The sequence below is a fragment of the Stenotrophomonas sp. CASM110 genome, from assembly GCF_049384345.1.
GTDB lineage: Bacteria > Pseudomonadota > Gammaproteobacteria > Xanthomonadales > Xanthomonadaceae > Stenotrophomonas > Stenotrophomonas muris.
The window spans coordinates 24900-41743 of the sequence record NZ_JBMRGI010000009.1 but is presented as its reverse complement, the minus strand read 5'-3'; the positions used below and the strand labels follow the sequence as shown (position 1 = coordinate 41743).

The window sequence follows — 16844 nt, the reverse complement described above, 5'->3', positions numbered from 1 at the left end:
CATGACCCCCGTCAATCTGCTGTTGATCGCCATCACCGCCATCCTGTCGTGGATGGCGTTCAACAACCGCAAGCTGGCCGACCGCCTGATCCTGTGGCCGCCGGCCATCGACCGTCACCGCCAGTACGACCGCCTGGTGACCTATGGCTTCATCCACGCCGACTGGTCGCACCTGATCTTCAACATGATCACCCTGTTCTTCTTCGGGGGATTCATCGAGAGCGTGATGGTGCAGCTGACCGGCAGCTACCTGACCTACCCGGCGTTCTACATCGGCGCGCTGCTGGTCTCGATCCTGCCCAGCTACCTGAAGAACCAGAAGAACCCGAACTACCTCAGCCTCGGGGCGTCCGGGGCGGTATCGGCGGTGCTGTTCGCCTTCATCCTGATCAAGCCGTGGTCGATCATCCTGGTGTTCTTCATCCCGGCACCGGCGATCATCTATGCCGCGTTCTACGTCGGCTACAGCATCTGGATGGACAGGCGCGGTGGCGACCGCATCAACCACAGCGCGCACCTGGCAGGTGCGGCGTTTGGCGTGATCTTCATGCTGGCCATGCAGCCGAGCATCTTCACCCACTTCCTGCGCGAACTCTCCAACCCGACCTTCCGCCTCGGCGGCGGTTGATGCGGGTAGCGGGGCGGATCGGGTCCGATCCGCCCCGGCCGGGTCAGGCTGCGGTCTGCTGGCCGTAGGTATCCAGCAGGCGGGCGAACACTTCCTCGCCGATGCGCTGGAAATCCTGATCCTCGGTCTGCCCTTCCACCGCCAGTTGCAGCAGGCCCTCCAGCAGGGCGCGGTCGGTATCGGAATGGGAATTGCTGGCGTGCATGGGAGCCTCCACGGTGGTGCGCATGGTCAACGGTCGCAAGGGTCGTGCCAGCCTGGCCGTACCCCTCCATAGGCGATAGCGGCCGGCCCGCCTCCAGCTTGAGGGCGAAAACTGACGTGAATGGACTGGACTTGCCCCTGTTCAGGCTTCACGCGATCATGGCGCCCGGCTGCGCACCATCCACGCAGTCGCCGCAGGAGACAGTTCCATGGCTTCGGTCACGCCCCCCGGTCTGGCCTATGAGGTCGAGCACGACCTGGCCAACCACCGCTTCACCGCACGTGTGCGCGGACAGCTGGCGGTGCTCGATTACCAGATCAAGCGCAGGCGCATGGTCATCACCCATACCGAGGTGCCCGAGCCGATCGCCGGCCGTGGCATCGCCGGTGAGCTGACCCGCGTGGCACTGCGTTTTGCCCGCGAGCAGAAATACAAGGTGGTGCCGGCATGTTCCTACGCCGAAGCCTTCCTGCAGCGCCACGAGGAGTACCACGACCTGCTCGTTGGCTGAACGCCAGCGGGTCTCGCTTCAGCCATGGCAGGCGATGATGTACAAACATGAACAGGGGATCCCGATGAAGATTGGAAACAACCGGCCATTGCACGGCAGCGTGTTGGCCGGCGTGGTGGGCGTGCTGTTGCTGGCCGGTTGCCAGCGTGAAAGCGAGCCGGCACCGGCGACCGACGCGGCGCCCGCCGCCGAAGCCACCGCCGCGGGCGAAACGCCGGCCACGGAAGCGCCGCTGGACCTGCGCGACGTGATCGAGAACAACGAGCGCGAAGTGGTGGGCATCAGCTACCCGGCCGGTATCGACCGTTATCCGGGCCTGGCCCGCGCGCTGCAGAGCTATGCCACGAGTGCGCGCAGCGACCTGCAGCAGGCGCTGGACGGGCTGGGCAACGACAAGCCGACCATGCCCTACGAGCTGTCGCTGAGCTTCGAGAAGCTGCTTGAAACCCCGCAGCTGGTGGTGGTCAGTGCCGACGGCAGCCGCTACACGGGTGGCGCCCACGGCGAACCGCTGGTGGCGCGCTTCGTGTGGCTGCCGCCGCAGCAGCAGATGCTCAGCGCCGAAAAGCTTGTGGCCGATGCCAAGGGCTGGAAGGCGATCAGCGATTTCGTCGCCGACCAGTTGCGCGAACGCGTGGCCACCCGCCTCAGTGGCGAGGACATGGACCCGGCCCAGCTGCAGGAATCGCTGCGCAACGCATCGCGCATGATCGCCGACGGAACCGGCCCGCAGGCCGACAATTTCAGCCAGTTCCAGCCACTGACCGACGACAAGGGGCAGATCACCGCGCTGCGCTTTGTTTTCCCGCCGTACCAGGTGGGTCCATACTCGGACGGCACCCAGACCGCCGATGTACCGGCAGCGGTGCTGTTGCCGCACGTGGCCAAGGACTACGTGGAACTGTTCGCACGCGGTTGACCGCAGTCGAGGAGGTGGCGTGGATACAGGGTTGCAGGAGCGGGTCGCCGGCCTGCTCCACGAAGCCGGGGTCCGCATCGGCGGCACCCAGCCACAGGACATCCAGGTGCATGACCCGCGCTTTTTCGCGCGGGTCATGGGCCACGGCTCGCTCGGCCTGGGCGAGAGCTACATGGAGGGGTGGTGGGATGCCAATGTCCTGGATGAATTCCTCGTCCACCTGATGCAGGCGCACCTGGATGAACGGGTGCACGGCTGGCGCGAAGTGGCAGACGCGCTGAAGGCGCGCCTGTTCAACCTGCAGGCGGGGCAGGGCAGTTACGAAGTCGGTCGCCGCCATTACGACCTCGGCAATGATCTCTACCAGGCCATGCTCGGCCAGCGCCTGGTCTACAGCTGTGGCTATTGGCGCGACGCCGACGACCTCGACGCCGCACAGGAGGCCAAGCTCGACCTGGTCTGCCGCAAGCTGGGCCTGCGCCCGGGCCAGCGCGTGCTGGACATTGGCTGCGGTTGGGGCGAAGCCCTGAAGTTCGCCGCCGAGCGCTACGGTGTCAGCGGCGTCGGCGTGACCATATCGCAGGAGCAGGCCGAGTTCGCGCGGCAGTTGTGCGCTGGCCTGCCGATCGAAATCCGCCTGCAGGATTACCGTGAACTGGACGAACCATTCGATGCGATCTTCTCGATCGGCATGTTCGAGCACGTCGGTGACAAGAACTACGCCAGTTTCTTCGAAGTGGCCAAGCGCTGCCTGTCGCCACGTGGCCTGCTGCTGTTGCATACCATCGGCACCAATGTCTCACGGCATCGCACCGATCCATGGATTGCACGCTACATCTTCCCCAACTCGATGCTGCCGTCGGCGGTGCAGATCACCAAGGCGTTCGAAGGCCGTTTCGTGCTGGAGGACTGGCACAACTTCGGCACCGACTACGACCTGACCCTGCAGGCATGGCGGCGCAACGTGGAAGCAGCGTGGCCGCGGCTGGATGCGCACTACGACGAGCACTTCCGGCGCATGTGGCGCTTCTACCTGGCCGGGTCGATGGCCACCTTCCGCTGCCGGCACGCGCAGCTGTGGCAGCTGGTGCTGTCGCCGGAAGGCGTGCCGGGTGGGTACGTGGCGCCGCGTTGATGGCGTGGCTGGGGTCGGAGCCCTTTCCGTCGGAAAGGGATCCGACCCCGGGGTCAGATCCCTTTTCGCAGAAGAGGGCTCTGACCCCGACCACAACAAAAAACCGCCCGGTCTCCCGGGCGGTTTTCGTTTCAGGCGACTGCGCTGGCGATCAGTTGCCGGCGCCGGTCAGGCCACGCTTTTCCAGCAGCGGTTCGATCTGCGGCTCGTGGCCGGCGAAATCGCGGAACAGCTGCATCGCGTCGACGCTGCCGCCCTTGGACAGCAGGGTGGCGCGGAAGTGGTCGCCGTTCTTGCGGCTCAGGCCGCCGTTGTCCTTGAACCACTTCTGGGTGTTGGCATCGAGCACTTCCGACCAGATGTAGGCGTAGTAGCCGGCCGAGTAGCCGCCCATGATGTGGCTGAAGTACGGGGTCTTGTAGCGCGGCGGAACCGGCGCGTAGTAGATGCCGTCCTTCTCCAGCGCGGCGCGCTCGAAGGCCATCACGTCCTTGGCCGCCGGCACCTGGTCCGGGCCGATCTGGTGCCAGTTCTGGTCCAGCATCGCCGCCCCCAGGTATTCGGTGGTGGCAAAGCCCTGGTTGAACTTCGATGCGGCAATCACCTTGTCCAGCAGGGCCTGCGGCATCGCCGAACCATTCTGGTAGTGCTTGGCGTAGTTCTTCAGGATGACCGGGTTGTCGGCCCACATCTCGTTCACCTGCGAGGGGAACTCGACGAAGTCGCGCGGCACCGAGGTGCCCGAGAAGTACGGATACTTCACGTTGGAGAACATGCCGTGCAGGGCGTGGCCGAACTCGTGGAAGGTGGTGTTCACCTCATCCCAGGTCAGCAGGGTCGGCTGGCCGGCCGGCGGCTTCGGGATGTTCAGGTGATTGGCGACCACCGGCTTGAAGCCGGTCAGCTTGGACTGCGAGACGTAGGAGTTCATCCACGCACCGCCACGCTTGGAGGCGCGTGCATACGGATCGAAGATGAAGATCGCCAGCTGGCTGCCATCGGCGTCGAACACGTCGTAGACGGTGACGTCATCGTGGTAGACCGGCAGGTCGGTGCGCTGCTTGAAGGTCAGGCCGAATTCCTGGCCGGCGGCGTAGAAGACGCCGTTCTCCAGCACGTTCTTCAGTTCGAAGTACGGCTTCAGCTGCGACTCGTCGAAGTTGTACTTGGCCTGGCGCACCTTCTCGCTGTAGAAGGCCCAGTCCCACGGTTCCAGCTGGAAGGTCGGCTTGCGCGCGGCCTTCTGCTCCTTGTCGATCATCGCCTGCAGGTCGGCGGCTTCGCGCTTGGCATTGGCCACCGCGGCCGGAGCCAGCTTGCCCAGCATCGCGTTGACCGCTTCGGGGGTCTTGGCGGTCTGGTTGGTCAGGTTGTAGGCGGCGAAGTTCGGGAAGCCCATCAGCTTGGCCTTGTCGGCACGCAACTGCATGATGCGCGAGACCAGCGCGGTGTTGTCGAACTCACCGCCGCGGCTGCCGCGGGTGGTCGAGGCTTCGTAGATCTTCTGGCGCAGGGCGCGGTTGGCCAGGTTGGTCAGCGGCGGCTGGCCGGTGGTGTTGAGCAGGGTGATCACGTACTTGCCTTCCAGGCCACGGGCCTTGGCGGCTTCGGCGGCGGCGGCGATCTGCTCCTTGGACAGGCCAGCCAGCTCCTTGACGTCGTCGACAGTGATTGCCGAAGCGTTCACTTCCGACTGCACGTTCTGGCTGAACTTGGTGCCCAGATTGGCCAGTTCGGCATTCATGTCCTTCAGCGTGGCCTTGTCGGCCTCGGACAGCTTGGCGCCGGCGCGCACGTAATTGTCGTAGTACTTCTCGACCAGGCGCACGCCTTCGGCGTCCAGGCCCAGCTGGCTGCGGGTGTCGTACAGCGCCTGGATGCGGGCGAACAGCTTGCCGTTCAGCGCGATCGCATCGCTGTGCGCGGCAAACTTCGCCGAGTAGTCGGCCTGCAGCTTCTTGCGGGTGTCGTTGGTATCGGCGCCGACCAGGCTGAAGAACACGGTGGTCGCACGGTCGAGGATGTCACCGCTCTTTTCCAGCGCGATGATGGTGTTGTCGAAGGTCGGCTTGGCCTTGTTGTTGGCGATCGCCTCCACTTCCTTCAGCTGCTGCGCCATGCCGGCGTCGAAGGCCGGGGCGAAGTCGCTGTCCTTGATCTTGTCGAACTGCGGGAAGTGCAGCGGCAGCGGGCTTTCGGCGAAGAACGGGTTGGCCTGCTGGGCATTGGTGCTGGCAGCCGGGGTGGCGGCGCCGGCCGAGAAGGCGGGCAGGGCAAGGCCGAGGGACATGGCCACGGCAAGGGCAAGTCGAGTGGTCAAGGTAAAAGCTCCGGTAAGGCAAACAAGGGCCCGAGGGTAACCCGGCCGGCGGCGACTGCACTTGTGTCAAAAGGCATGTTGCCGGGGCCGGGCGCGGGTACCATGCATTCACCGCCCACGGCCCGCTGCCATGACGACCGCCTACGATTTCAGCTTCCGCGACCTCGACGGCCAGCCGCAGGCGCTGGCCCGGCACCAGGGCCACCCGTTGCTGCTGGTCAATGTCGCCAGCCGTTGTGGCTTCACGCCTCAGTACACCGGGCTGGAGCAGCTGTGGCAGGCGTACCGCGAACGCGGCCTGGTGGTGATCGGCTTCCCGTGCAACCAGTTTGGCGCGCAGGAGCCCGGTGATGCCGCACAGATCCGCCAGTTCTGTTCGCTGGACTATCCGGTCAGCTTCCCGCTGTCGGAAAAGATCGAGGTCAACGGCGAGGGAGCCGACCCGCTCTGGAGGTGGCTCGCGCGGGAGAAGCGCGGCGTGCTCGGCAGTGCCCGCATCAAGTGGAATTTCAGCAAGTTCCTGGTCGATCGCCAGGGGCGGGTGGTGTCGCGGCATGCGCCCACCACCCGGCCGGAGCAGCTGCGCGGCGAGATCGAAGCGCTGCTGTGAGGTCGTGCCGGCCGCTGGCCGGCAACCCCGTGGGCCAGGAAGAGCCGGCCAGCGGCCGGCACCACCGTTGCAGCATCATTTCTCGACGAACGCGCGCTCGAACACGTAGTGGCCCGGCTGGCCGATGCGCGGCGAAACCTGGAAACCACGGGCATCGAGCACAGCACGCAGGTCGGCCAGCATCTGCGGGCTGCCGCAGATCATCGCGCGGTCGTTTTCCGGGCTCAGCTCCGGCAGGCCGAGGGTGCGCTGCATCTGGCCGCTTTCCATCAGCGAGGTCAGGCGGCCCTGGTTGGCGAACGGCTCGCGTGTGACGGCCGGGTAGTACAGCAGCTTGTCGCCGATCATTTCGCCCAGGAACTCGTGCTCACGCAGCTCCCTCTCGAAGTAATCGCGGTAGGCCAGATCCTTTTCGTAGCGCACGCCGTGGCAGAGGATCACCTTCTCGAAGCGCTCGTAGGTCTCCGGGTCCTTGATGACCGACAGCCACGGCGCCATGCCGGTACCCGTGCCCAGCAGGTACAGGTTCTTGCCCGGGTGCAGGTCGCTGATCAGCAGGGTGCCGGTGGGCTTCTTGCCGACCAGCACCTTGTCGCCCGGCTTGATGTGCTGCAGGCGCGAGGTCAGCGGGCCGTCCTGCACCTTGATGCTGAAGAACTCCAGATGCTCTTCCCAGTTGGCGCTGGCGATGGAGTACGCACGCAGCAGCGGCCGTGCCTCGGTTTCCAGGCCGATCATCACGAACTGGCCGTTCTCGAAGCGGAAGCCGCTGTCGCGGGTGGTGGTGAAACTGAAGTAGGCGTCGGTCCAGTGACGGACCTCAAGCACCGTTTCGGCGCCAAAAGCGGAGGACATGGGCGTATCTGTCAAAAGTCGTCGGGGGAATTCTATCTCAAATGAGACGGGTTCTCATTGGGCGGAACGAGAGGCGTTCTCAGCGGTAACCCGCCGCCTGCAGCTCGAACAGCTCGGCATAGCGGCCGCCCTGTGCCATCAGCTGGGCGTGGGTGCCACTGGCCTCGATCCGGCCATCGGCCAGCACCAGGATGCGATCGGCCATGCGGACCGAGGAAAAACGGTGGGAAATCAATACGGCGGTGCGATTATCCGCCAGTTCCCTGAACCGCTGGAACACCTCGAATTCACTGCGCGCATCCAGTGCTGCCGTTGGCTCATCCAGGATCATCACCTGCGCATTGCGCATCCACGCGCGGGCAATGGCGATCTTCTGCCACTGGCCACCGGACAGGTCCACGCCCTGCTTGAAACGGCGGCCGATCAGCTGGTCGTAACCACCGGGCAGCTCCTCGATCACTTCCTCGGCCATGCCGCGGCGCGCGGCGTCGGCGATGCGCGCCCGGTCGTCCATGGCCTCGACCTGGCCGACGCCGATGTTCTCGCCGGCGCTGAGGTTGTAGCGCACGAAGTCCTGGAAGATCACCCCGAGGTTGGCGCGCAGGTCGTCCAGGTCGTAGTCGCGCAGGTCGCGGCCATCGAGCAGGATGCGGCCCTCGTCCGGTTCGTACAGGCGTGCCAGCAGCTTCACCAGGGTGGTCTTGCCTGCGCCGTTCTCGCCGACCAGGGCCAGCACTTCGCCGGCCTGCAGCTGGAAATCAAGGTGGCGCACCGCCCACTGTTCGGCATCGGGATAGCGGAAGCCGACGTTCTCGAACACGAAGCCCTGGCGGATCGGCTGCGGCACGCGTATGGCGCCTTCGCGCGAGTGGATTTCCGGCTCGATCTGGAAGAACGAGAACAGGTCGTCCAGGTACAGCGCCTGGCTGGCCACCTGCGAGAAGCCGATCAGCAGGCCTTCCAGCAGCTGGCGCAGGCGCAGGAAGCTGCCGGCAAGGAAGGTCAGGTCGCCGATCGAGAAATCGCCGCGCACCGTGCGCCAGGCGATGTAGGCGTAGGCGGTGTAATAGCCCAGCGTACCCAGCGCAGCCAGCAGCGTGCCCCAGAACGCCCGGCGCCGTGCCAGGGCACGGTTGGCCTGGAACAGCGCCACCGACAGGCGCCGATAGCGCTCGACCAGGAAGCGGTGCAGGTTGTAGATCTTCACTTCCTTGGCCGTTTCCACGCTGGCACCGAGCTGGCGCAGGTAGTCGAGCTGGCGGCGCTCGGGCGTCCATTGGAAGTTGAGGCTGTAACCGGCCGCATTGAAGTGCGATTCACCGATGAAGGCCGGCACCAGTGCCAGCACCAGCAGCAGGATCAGCCACGGCGCGTAGACCAGCAGGCCGACGGCGAGGCTGGCCACGGTGATCGCGTCCTGCACCTGGCCGAACAGCTGGCTCATCAGGTTCATCCGGCCCATGGTCTGGCGCCGCGCACGGTCCAGCTTGTCCTGCAGGTCCGGGTCCTCGAAGTCCTCCAGATCCAGCGTCGCCGCGTGTTCCATCAGCCGGATGCTGGTGACGTTGGCGAACAGTTCCGACAGCAGCGCGTCGGCATAGCTGACCAGCCGGCCGAGCAGGTCCGAGGCGATGGCCAGGCCGAATTCCAGCGCCAGCAGGCCCAGCAGCGGATTGAGCATGCCGCTGGACAGCGCCTCGCCCGGCGGCGGGAAACCGGCGTCGTGCTGGCTCAGGTGCAGGGCGCTGTCGATGATCAGCTTGCCGACGTACAGCATCGCCACCGGCAGCAGCGCACGGATCAGGCGCAGCCCCAGGCTGGCCAGGGTGAGCGCGGGGCTGGTCTGCCAGACCATGCGCAGGAACGGCAGCAGGTTGCGCATCGCCCTGAAGCGCTGGCGCAGGCTGGGTTTCTTCGCGGCGGCAGCGCCAACGGGGGGGATGGCAGGCATGCGCGTATTGTGCGCGCGTGATACGTGCAGGGGGAGTCAGTGCAGCCGTGTTGCCGGCACCGGGGTCAGATCCCTTCGCGAAGCGAAGGGATCTGACCCTCCTGCATCCACGCATTGCGTGGATCCACCGTGCCGACCAAGGTCGACACCTACCAGCAGCACCGATGAACTGTCGAAGGCGGGGTGGGTCAGGCCGGCAGCGGCGGCAGCAACCCCGCACCGAGGCGGTTCCAGGCATTGATCACCGCGATGCCCATGCTCAGGTCACTGATGCCCTTCTCATCGAAGTGCGGTGCCAGGGCATCGAACGCGGCCTGCGACGGCGCGCCGTCGGTCAGCCGGGTCAGCGCCTCGGCCCAGCCCAGTGCCGCGCGCTCGCGTTCGTCGAAGAAGCGGCTCTCGTGCCATGCCGGCAGCGTGTCCAGCTTGCGCGGCTCGATGCCGCCCTTGCGCAGCGCGGTGCCGTGCATGTCCATGCAGTAGCCGCAGCCGTTGAGCTGCGACACGCGCAGGAACACCAGTTCCATCAGGGTCGGATCGATCGAGCTGTCATGCACGGCCTGGCTGGTGGCCAGCAGGCCCTTGAAGGCCTCGGCGGCCAGGCGGGTGTAGGGGACGCGGGGAGAGGCGTGGTCGGACATTTTCGGCTCCACGGCGGCCACGGTGGCCGCCTTTCACTACCAGGACGCCGTACCGTCATCGCGCGTGACAACACCCGGCAGCTTTTCCGGATTCAACACGCTGTACACGTTGGCGATGCAGCCATCGACCACTTCGATGGTGGTGACCGAATGCAGGCGCTCACCCTGGAAGCGCAGGATCGCCGGCTCGCCGTTGACGTAGCCCAGCTGGGCGGGATGCACCGCGCCGCGGCGGGCGATGGCCCAGAACAGGCGGCCGATGCGTTCGGCGCCCAGCAGCGGCCGCACCGCCGCAGTGACCACGCCACCGCCGTCGGAAACCAGTACCGCGTTGGCGTGCAGCAGGGCCTGGATCGCGTCGCTGTCGCCGCGCTGCGAGGCCTCCATGAAGCGCGCCAGCAGCTGCCGGTGCTGGCTGGCATCGGCATTGAAGCGCGGTCGTCCGGCCTGCAGGCGTTGCCGGGCACGGTGCACCAGCTGCCGGCAGTTGGCCTCGCTGTGGCCGATCAGCTCGGCGATCTCACGGTAGTCGTGGTCGAACGCCTCCTTCAGCAGGAAGGCGGCGCGTTCCTCCGGGCCGAGCTGTTCGAGCAGGGTCAGGAAAGCGACCGAGACGTCGTCGGCCAGCGCATGCAGCTGGGCCGGACCGGGCGCCGGGTCCGGCTCCAGGGTGACCGCCAGCGGTTCGGCCAGCCATGGGCCGACGTAGTGGACGCGCTCGCGCTTGGCCGCACGCAGCCGGTCCAGGCCGAGCCGGGTGGTGGTGGTGACCAGCCAGGCCTCGGCATCGCGGACGGCCGCAGGATCGGCGCCGGACCAGCGCAGCCAGGCGTCCTGGACCACGTCTTCGGCGTCGGTGCGGCTGCCGAGCAGGCGGTAGGCCAGCGCCATCAGGCGCGGGCGGTGGGTCTGGAAAGCGCTTTCGGCGTTCATGTGGGCAAGGACGCCGCAGTGGCGCGTGGCGTGACAGAGCGTCGGGGGAATCTTGCCGGCCAGCGGCCGGCACTACCACCCCGGGGCCGGGGGAGGGGGTAAAATGGGTGGATTACCCCCGCCAGCCTCGAGCAAGCGAGCAAGACGTGACATCGATCAAGCAGGAAGACCTCATCCAGTCCATCGCCGACGCGCTGCAGTACATCTCGTACTACCACCCGGTCGACTACATCAAGAACCTTGCCGCCGCCTACGAGCGCGAGGAGTCGCCGGCCGCGAAGGAAGCGATGGCGCAGATCCTGATCAATTCGCGCATGTGCGCCGAGGGCCACCGCCCGATCTGCCAGGACACCGGCATCGTCACCGTGTTCCTGGAAATCGGCATGGACGTGCGTTGGGATGACGCCACCATGGGCGTGGAAGACATGGCCAATGAAGGCGTGCGCCGCGCCTACATGCACCCGGACAACAAGCTGCGCGCCTCGGTGCTGGCCGATCCGGCAGGCAAGCGCATCAACACCAGGGACAACACCCCGGGCGTGGTCAACGTCAAGGTGGTGCCGGGCAACAAAGTCGACGTGATCGTCGCCGCCAAGGGCGGTGGTTCGGAAGCGAAGACCAAGTTCGCCATGCTCAATCCGTCCGACTCGATTGTCGACTGGGTGCTGAAGACCGTGCCGACCATGGGCGCCGGCTGGTGCCCGCCGGGCATGCTGGGCATCGGCATCGGTGGCACCGCCGAGAAGGCGATGCTGCTGGCCAAGGAAGCGCTGATGGAGCCGATCGACATCACCGAGCTGCAGGCCCGTGGTGCGTCCAACCGCATCGAGGAGCTGCGCCTGGAGCTGTACGAGAAGGTCAACGCGCTGGGCATCGGTGCGCAGGGCCTGGGTGGCCTGACCACCGTGCTCGACATCAAGATCAACGACTACCCGACCCACGCGGCCAACCTGCCGGTGGCGATGATCCCGAACTGCGCGGCCACCCGCCATGCGCACTTCACCCTGGATGGCAGCGGCCCGGTGATGCTGGACCCGCCGTCGCTGGAAGACTGGCCGAAGCTGACCTACGACGCATCCAAGGGCACCCGGGTGGACCTGGATACGATTACCCCGGAAGACGTGGCCAGCTGGAAGCCGGGCCAGACCCTGCTGCTCAACGGCAAGCTGCTCACCGGCCGCGACGCCGCGCACAAGCGCATGGTCGACATGCTCAACAAGGGCGAGCAGCTGCCGGTCGATCTGAAGGGCCGCTTCATCTACTACGTCGGCCCGGTCGATCCGGTGCGTGACGAAGTGGTGGGCCCGGCCGGCCCGACCACGGCGACCCGCATGGACAAGTTCACCGAGCAGGTGCTGGCACAGACCGGCCTGCTGGGCATGGTCGGCAAGGCCGAGCGCGGCCCGGCCGCGATCGAGGCGATCAAGAAGCACAAGTCGGCCTACCTGATGGCCGTCGGTGGCTCGGCCTACCTGGTGTCCAAGGCGATCAAGGCGGCCAAGGTGGTCGGTTTCGCTGACCTGGGCATGGAGGCGATCTACGAGTTCACCGTGCAGGACATGCCAGTGACCGTGGCCGTCGACTCCGCCGGCGAATCGGTGCACAAGACCGGCCCGCGCGAGTGGCAGGCCCGCATCGGCAAGATTCCGGTGGTGGTGGAGTAATTCCCGCACGCTTCGGTCCAGACAACGGCGCCCGTGTGGCGCCGTTGCTGTATCTGGAGGCAGGATTAACGCGCCTGTAGCCCTGGCTCTGCTACGGTTGGCACACCCTCGCACAGGACGTGTCCATGGCCCTGCATCGCTTCATCGTGGCCGGCGTGCTGCTGGCCCTGGCCGGCTGCAGCACCCCGGCGTCGTACGAAGGCGCGGATTTCCCTGCATCGGCGCAATGCCGCATGCAGTGCCAGGCCAGCTACCGCAGCTGCATGGCGCAGAATGACTCCCTCGGCAGCCGCCAGAGCAATTGCGAGCAGCGGATGGTGCCGGCGCCGGACAAGCGCTGCAAGGACGTGGACAACCCGGACCTGCGCCGTGCCTGCGAACTGAAGACGCATGACTGCACGCTGCGCGCGCCGATGATGTCCTGTGGCGAGCGCCGCGATACCTGCATGAGCAGCTGCGGCTGAGCGACGGCTCCCGCACGGGCGCATAATCGGCCGGCCCACCTGCACAGGATCCGCCGCATGAGCACCACGCTGTATGGTTCGACAAGCACCGCCGCGCTGGTGGTGCACTGGCTGCTGATCGAGCTCGGCATCGAGCACGAGTTGGTGCTGCTGGATTTCGACGCGCGCGAGCACAAGTCGGTGGAGTACCTGGCACTGAATCCGGCCGGCGTGGTGCCGACGCTGCTGATCGATGGCCTGGTACTGACTGAAGCGGCGGCGATCGCCCTGTACCTGGCCGACCGCCATCCGGACGCCGGTTTGTTGCCGGCACTGGGCACGCCGCAGCGCGCCGATGCCTACCGCTGGATGTTCTGGTGTGCCAATACGTTGCAGCCGGCCTATCGCGCTTGGTTCTATCCGCACGAGGTGGCGGGCGAGGCAAACGTGGAGGCCAGTCGCGAGATGGCGCGACAGCGCCTGGAAGCGGCCTGGCAGCATGTGGCCACGCACCTGCTGGCGCATGGGCCCTACCTGCTGGGCGCCACGCCCTGCGTGGTCGACTACATGCTGGTGATGCTGATGCGCTGGTCGCGCAACATGCCCAGGCCCAGTGACACCTGGCCGTCGCTCAAGGCACATGCCACCTCGATGAAGGCGCGCCCGGCGTTCGCCGAGGCCTACCGCCGCGAAGGCATCACCGACTGGCGGTAACCAGAAAAGGGGACGGAGGGGATTAAGTCGTTTGTGCACAAACGACTTAATCCCCTCCGTCCCCTTTTCCGTTACAGGATCTCCAGCACCGTTTCCGGCGGGCGGCACAGCCGTGTGCCCTTGGGCGTGCGCACCACGGGGCGGTTGATCAGGCGCGGGTGTTCGGCCATCGCAGCCAGCAGGGTGGCATCGTCGGCATCTTCCAGCCCGAGTGCGGCGAACTGGGTCTCCTTGCTGCGCACCAGGTCGCGCGCGCTCAGGGCCGACTCGGCCAGCACCTGGCGCAGGGTGGCCGCGTCGGGCGGGGTGCCCAGGTACTCGATCACCACCGGGTCGAAGCCCGCATCGTGGATCAGCTTCAGTGCGCCGCGCGAGTTGCTGCAGGCCGGGTTGTGCCAGATCGTCACGTCCATCAGAACCACTCCAGCAGCGACACGCCCACGCCCACATAGGTGGCCTTGTGGTTGTAGTCGATCATGCTCTCGCCATAGCCGTCGAAGACCTGCACATGGCCACGCAGCAGATTGCTGATCGGAAAGCCGTAATCCAGCTGCAGTGCACCGTGGGAGCGGCTGCCGGTGCGCAGCGAATGACGCGCCATCAGCGCGACCTCATGCCCGTTTCGGTTCCAGATCAGGGTCGCGTCACCCCGGCCCATGTAATCCTCGATGTCCGGATTATTGTCTTCGCTGCGGCTTTCCGGGATGCGGTACCACGGGCGCAGCACCAGCGCCCAGTTCTCGCGATCCAGGCCGATGTTGAGCATGACCCGGTTCCAGCTGCGCGAGAGCGGATCGGCCCGTCCGTTGGACTGGTGGTTGAGGCTGATACCGGTCATGCGCCCGCGCCAGCCACCGATCGAGTAGCCGTTGCGGAACACCATCATCACTTCGGGTTCGTAGTTGGTTTCGCGGAACGGGCGCGAATCCTCGCTGTTGTAGGCCTGCCAGCGCGAACTCTGGGTGTAGCCAGCCCAGATGTCGCCGTTGTCGCCGAACAGGTTCTCTGCGATCTTGGTCTTGAAGCTGATCTGGAACTTCAGCTCGGCACTGTCGAGTACCTGCGGGGTCGTCACGCTGTTGGCCGGGTTCGGCGAATGCGGCGTGGTGTTGCGGTCGCTGGTCCAGAACGCCGGCAGCAGGTACACCGGCTTGTAGGCACGCAGCTGGAAGGGCCCCAGCTTGGAGTCCTCGGCCAGCTCCCAGCGGCTGTCCAGCAGCGAACCGCGGCCAGCATTGGCCAGCGCGCTGTCCGGTGCCGCCGGACGGAACAGGTCGCTGACCCGCTCGCGCAGCTTTTCCTCGCCCTGGCTCACGCGCGCGGTCTGTCGTTCCTCGCGGCGCGCCTGCGCAGCCGATTCGGCGGCGGCATCGGCGGCGGCGGTGGCCTCCGGGGTATGCCCGAAGAGGCGGTCATAGCAGGCCAGGCGGGCCGCGTCGGTGGTGATCGCCGCGCAGGCGGCCGGCGAGGTGTCGGCGCTGGGCGCGAACTCCTGCGCAGCCAACGGTGCACTGGCCAGGGCAAGCGCCAGCGGCGCCAGACGGGGAAGCAGCGTGGGGAGGGTCATTGCAGCAGGCCCTTCGATGGATACGGGAATCGCACAGTGTGGCGGCTGCACCGGATCGCGGCCAGCCCCACCGTTTATGCACGGCCACGGCGTGCGCGTGGCGTGAAGGCTAGGTGGCTCAGAAGAACCAGGCGAACGCGAACAGGCCCAGCATCGCGATCACCACCGCCAGTTTCAGTGCCAGGCCGAGCAGGATGCCGAGCCAGGTCGCCAGGCCCACCTTGGTCGAGCGGCCGAGTTCGCGGGTGTGCCAGTACTCGCCGAGCAGGGCGCCGACCAGCGGTCCGGCAAACAGGCCGATGGGCATGAAGAACAGGCCGACGATGCTGCCGACGAAGGTGCCCCACAGGGCCTTGCGGCTGGCGCCGACGCGCTGCGCGCCAACTACGGTGGCGAGCACGTCCACCAGCAGTGAAAGCAGGGTCAGCACGCCCAGCGCGACCAGGGTGGGCCAGCCGACGTGGGCGAAGCCGTCGGCCCAGGCCGCCAGCAGCAGCCCGATGAACACCAGCGGGATGCCCGGGAGGGCCGGCAGGATGATGCCGGCGATGCCGATCAGGACAAAAATGACCGCTAGCAGATATAAGATGAATGAGAGTCCCATGCTGTCCCGTATGGTGGCCGTTTTGGGGTTGACAGTGAAAGATTTTGCCAGTTGCTTTTTCGTTTTGGGCGGGTTAAGTTGCAGTCGCTGAGCTTGGCAAGGTCACCGTGGATCGTGGCCTGATGAAGCAAGATCTTTCCGATCCGCTGCATCGATGCACCTCGCTTCCCCCTTGCTTGTCAGCCGCCCACCGGGCGTTTCCAACAACAAGAGAGAGTCAAAGGGAGTTAGTGAGATGGCTGAGCGCGAGACCGGTACCGTAAAGTGGTTCAATGATGCGAAGGGCTTCGGCTTCATCAGCCGGCAGAATGGCGAGGACGTGTTCGTGCACTTCCGCGCCATCGAGACCCAGGGCTTCAAGAGCCTCAAGGAAGGCCAGACTGTGAGCTTCGAAGTCGTGCAGGGCCAGAAGGGCCTGCAGGCTGACAAGGTGCAGCCGGTGTAATACCCGCCGCCCGTCGGCATGAAAAAGGCCCGCGCAAGCGGGCCTTTTTCTTTGCCGTTGGCCCGGTGCAGGTCAGCGCAGGATGACCTTGCCATTGACGACGCGCACGTAGGTGTTCTCGCGGATGCCGCCGAGATCGCGCTGGTTGACCACGATGGTGCGGCCATCATCCATGCGCACGCTGATGTCATAGGTATCGCTGGTGACGTTCTTCTGGATCTGGTTGCCGGCCAGGGCACCACCGACCGCGCCTGCGGCGGCGGCGATGTTCTTGTTGCCACGGCTGCCACCGGTGTGGTCGGAGATTTCATGGCCGGCCACGGCGCCGACGATGCCGCCGAGGATCGCGCCGGTCGCGCTGGGCGCGGTGCGGCCCGAGGGCACGGTGTTGATGCGGGTGACGATGCCACAGTCAGCGCAACGGCCCTGGTTGTAGCCGCCATTGTTGCCGTAGCCGCCGTTGTTGTAGCCGTTGTTGTAACCACCGCCGCTGTAACCGGGCGAGGTGGCACAGCCAGCCAGCGCGAGGGTAGCGATGGCGCTGGCGGCGATGAGCTGGATCTTCATGGGGCGTCTCCTGGCCGTGAAGGCGGGTGGGTTGGGTGGTACTGCGTCGTGCAGCAGGGTGGACGAATCCTCTCCTTTCGAACGTGAACAACGCGCCAACCGTGTGCGTGCTGCCCGGCTGCAGGATGAATG

General features: G+C 66.1%; 19 protein-coding genes. 9 read left to right on the top strand and 10 right to left on the bottom strand.

The features are described 5' to 3' along the window. Window position 1 precedes the first annotated feature (1 nt). Window positions 2-628: a rhomboid family intramembrane serine protease gene (locus VG561_RS09750; protein ID WP_014647735.1), complete on the top strand. Its 627-nt coding sequence runs from the start codon at window positions 2-4 to the stop codon at window positions 626-628. 43 nt (window positions 629-671) lie between these two features. Here the strand turns inward: VG561_RS09750 and VG561_RS09745 are convergent, their stop codons facing one another. Continuing rightward, window positions 672-833, bottom strand: coding sequence for a hypothetical protein (locus tag VG561_RS09745; protein WP_014037806.1), 162 nt, complete (start codon window positions 831-833; stop codon window positions 672-674). Between the two features lie 208 nt (window positions 834-1041). Here VG561_RS09745 and VG561_RS09740 point away from each other — a divergent pair, with 208 nt between their 5' ends. The 3 genes from VG561_RS09740 to cfa are packed head-to-tail and all read left to right on the top strand — an operon-like array spanning window position 1042 to window position 3398. Further along, a complete protein-coding gene (locus tag VG561_RS09740) occupies window positions 1042-1344 on the top strand; it encodes a GNAT family N-acetyltransferase (protein WP_006455911.1) in 303 nt (100 codons plus the stop codon). A gap of 37 nt (window positions 1345-1381) precedes the next feature. Next, window positions 1382-2263, top strand: a complete 882-nt coding sequence (locus tag VG561_RS09735) for a DUF3298 domain-containing protein (RefSeq protein ID WP_423179549.1) — start codon at window positions 1382-1384, stop codon at window positions 2261-2263. Window positions 2264-2282: 19 nt separating this feature from the next. Next, window positions 2283-3398: a cyclopropane fatty acyl phospholipid synthase gene (gene cfa, locus VG561_RS09730; protein WP_100450326.1), complete on the top strand. Its 1116-nt coding sequence runs from the start codon at window positions 2283-2285 to the stop codon at window positions 3396-3398. 151 nt (window positions 3399-3549) lie between these two features. Here cfa and VG561_RS09725 read toward each other — a convergent pair whose 3' ends face one another. Continuing rightward, on the bottom strand, window positions 3550-5718 hold the full coding sequence (locus tag VG561_RS09725; protein ID WP_014647732.1) for a M3 family metallopeptidase: 2169 nt from the start codon (window positions 5716-5718) through the stop codon (window positions 3550-3552). 130 nt (window positions 5719-5848) lie between these two features. Here VG561_RS09725 and VG561_RS09720 point away from each other — a divergent pair, with 130 nt between their 5' ends. After that, window positions 5849-6328, top strand: coding sequence for a glutathione peroxidase (locus VG561_RS09720; protein ID WP_423179548.1), 480 nt, complete (start codon window positions 5849-5851; stop codon window positions 6326-6328). 75 nt (window positions 6329-6403) lie between these two features. Here the strand turns inward: VG561_RS09720 and VG561_RS09715 are convergent, their stop codons facing one another. The 4 genes from VG561_RS09715 to VG561_RS09700 form a co-directional block, all read right to left on the bottom strand. Further along, a complete protein-coding gene (locus VG561_RS09715; protein WP_014647730.1) occupies window positions 6404-7183 on the bottom strand; it encodes a ferredoxin--NADP reductase in 780 nt (259 codons plus the stop codon). A 79-nt stretch (window positions 7184-7262) separates the two neighbouring features. Then, window positions 7263-9134 (bottom strand): ABC transporter ATP-binding protein, encoded by a 1872-nt coding sequence (locus tag VG561_RS09710; RefSeq protein WP_423179547.1) that lies wholly within the window; start codon window positions 9132-9134, stop codon window positions 7263-7265. A 188-nt stretch (window positions 9135-9322) separates the two neighbouring features. Beyond that, entirely contained in the window at window positions 9323-9775 is a 453-nt protein-coding gene (locus VG561_RS09705) for a carboxymuconolactone decarboxylase family protein (RefSeq protein WP_134809081.1), read from the bottom strand. Window positions 9776-9811: 36 nt separating this feature from the next. After that, a complete protein-coding gene (locus tag VG561_RS09700) occupies window positions 9812-10708 on the bottom strand; it encodes an RNA polymerase sigma-70 factor (RefSeq protein WP_423179546.1) in 897 nt (298 codons plus the stop codon). Window positions 10709-10854: 146 nt separating this feature from the next. Here VG561_RS09700 and VG561_RS09695 point away from each other — a divergent pair, with 146 nt between their 5' ends. The 3 genes from VG561_RS09695 (at window position 10855) to VG561_RS09685 (ending at window position 13529) form a co-directional block, all read left to right on the top strand. Continuing rightward, a complete protein-coding gene (locus tag VG561_RS09695) occupies window positions 10855-12372 on the top strand; it encodes a fumarate hydratase (protein WP_014647726.1) in 1518 nt (505 codons plus the stop codon). A 125-nt stretch (window positions 12373-12497) separates the two neighbouring features. Then, window positions 12498-12836 carry a hypothetical protein gene (locus VG561_RS09690; protein WP_014647725.1) on the top strand — a complete coding sequence of 113 codons (339 nt, stop codon included), beginning with the start codon at window positions 12498-12500 and terminating at the stop codon, window positions 12834-12836. Window positions 12837-12893: 57 nt separating this feature from the next. Beyond that, complete coding sequence (locus tag VG561_RS09685) at window positions 12894-13529, top strand: glutathione S-transferase family protein (RefSeq protein ID WP_423179545.1); 636 nt, start codon at window positions 12894-12896, stop codon at window positions 13527-13529. Between the two features lie 71 nt (window positions 13530-13600). Here VG561_RS09685 and arsC read toward each other — a convergent pair whose 3' ends face one another. The 3 genes from arsC to VG561_RS09670 all read right to left on the bottom strand — a co-directional run bounded on the left by arsC (window position 13601) and on the right by VG561_RS09670 (window position 15700). Then, window positions 13601-13942 carry an arsenate reductase (glutaredoxin) gene (gene arsC, locus VG561_RS09680; protein ID WP_423179544.1) on the bottom strand — a complete coding sequence of 114 codons (342 nt, stop codon included), beginning with the start codon at window positions 13940-13942 and terminating at the stop codon, window positions 13601-13603. After that, window positions 13942-15096 carry a phospholipase A gene (locus VG561_RS09675; RefSeq protein ID WP_053496454.1) on the bottom strand — a complete coding sequence of 385 codons (1155 nt, stop codon included), beginning with the start codon at window positions 15094-15096 and terminating at the stop codon, window positions 13942-13944. Before VG561_RS09675 ends, arsC begins: the two co-directional genes overlap by 1 nt. 118 nt (window positions 15097-15214) lie before the next feature. Beyond that, window positions 15215-15700, bottom strand: a complete 486-nt coding sequence (locus VG561_RS09670) for a DUF456 domain-containing protein (RefSeq protein WP_032958895.1) — start codon at window positions 15698-15700, stop codon at window positions 15215-15217. Between the two features lie 235 nt (window positions 15701-15935). Here VG561_RS09670 and VG561_RS09665 point away from each other — a divergent pair, with 235 nt between their 5' ends. After that, window positions 15936-16145, top strand: a complete 210-nt coding sequence (locus tag VG561_RS09665) for a cold-shock protein (protein WP_014647720.1) — start codon at window positions 15936-15938, stop codon at window positions 16143-16145. A gap of 72 nt (window positions 16146-16217) precedes the next feature. On the opposite strand, the gene VG561_RS09660 is transcribed toward VG561_RS09665, so the two are convergent. Next, a complete protein-coding gene (locus VG561_RS09660) occupies window positions 16218-16712 on the bottom strand; it encodes a glycine zipper 2TM domain-containing protein (protein WP_005417545.1) in 495 nt (164 codons plus the stop codon). Window positions 16713-16844 lie beyond the last annotated feature (132 nt).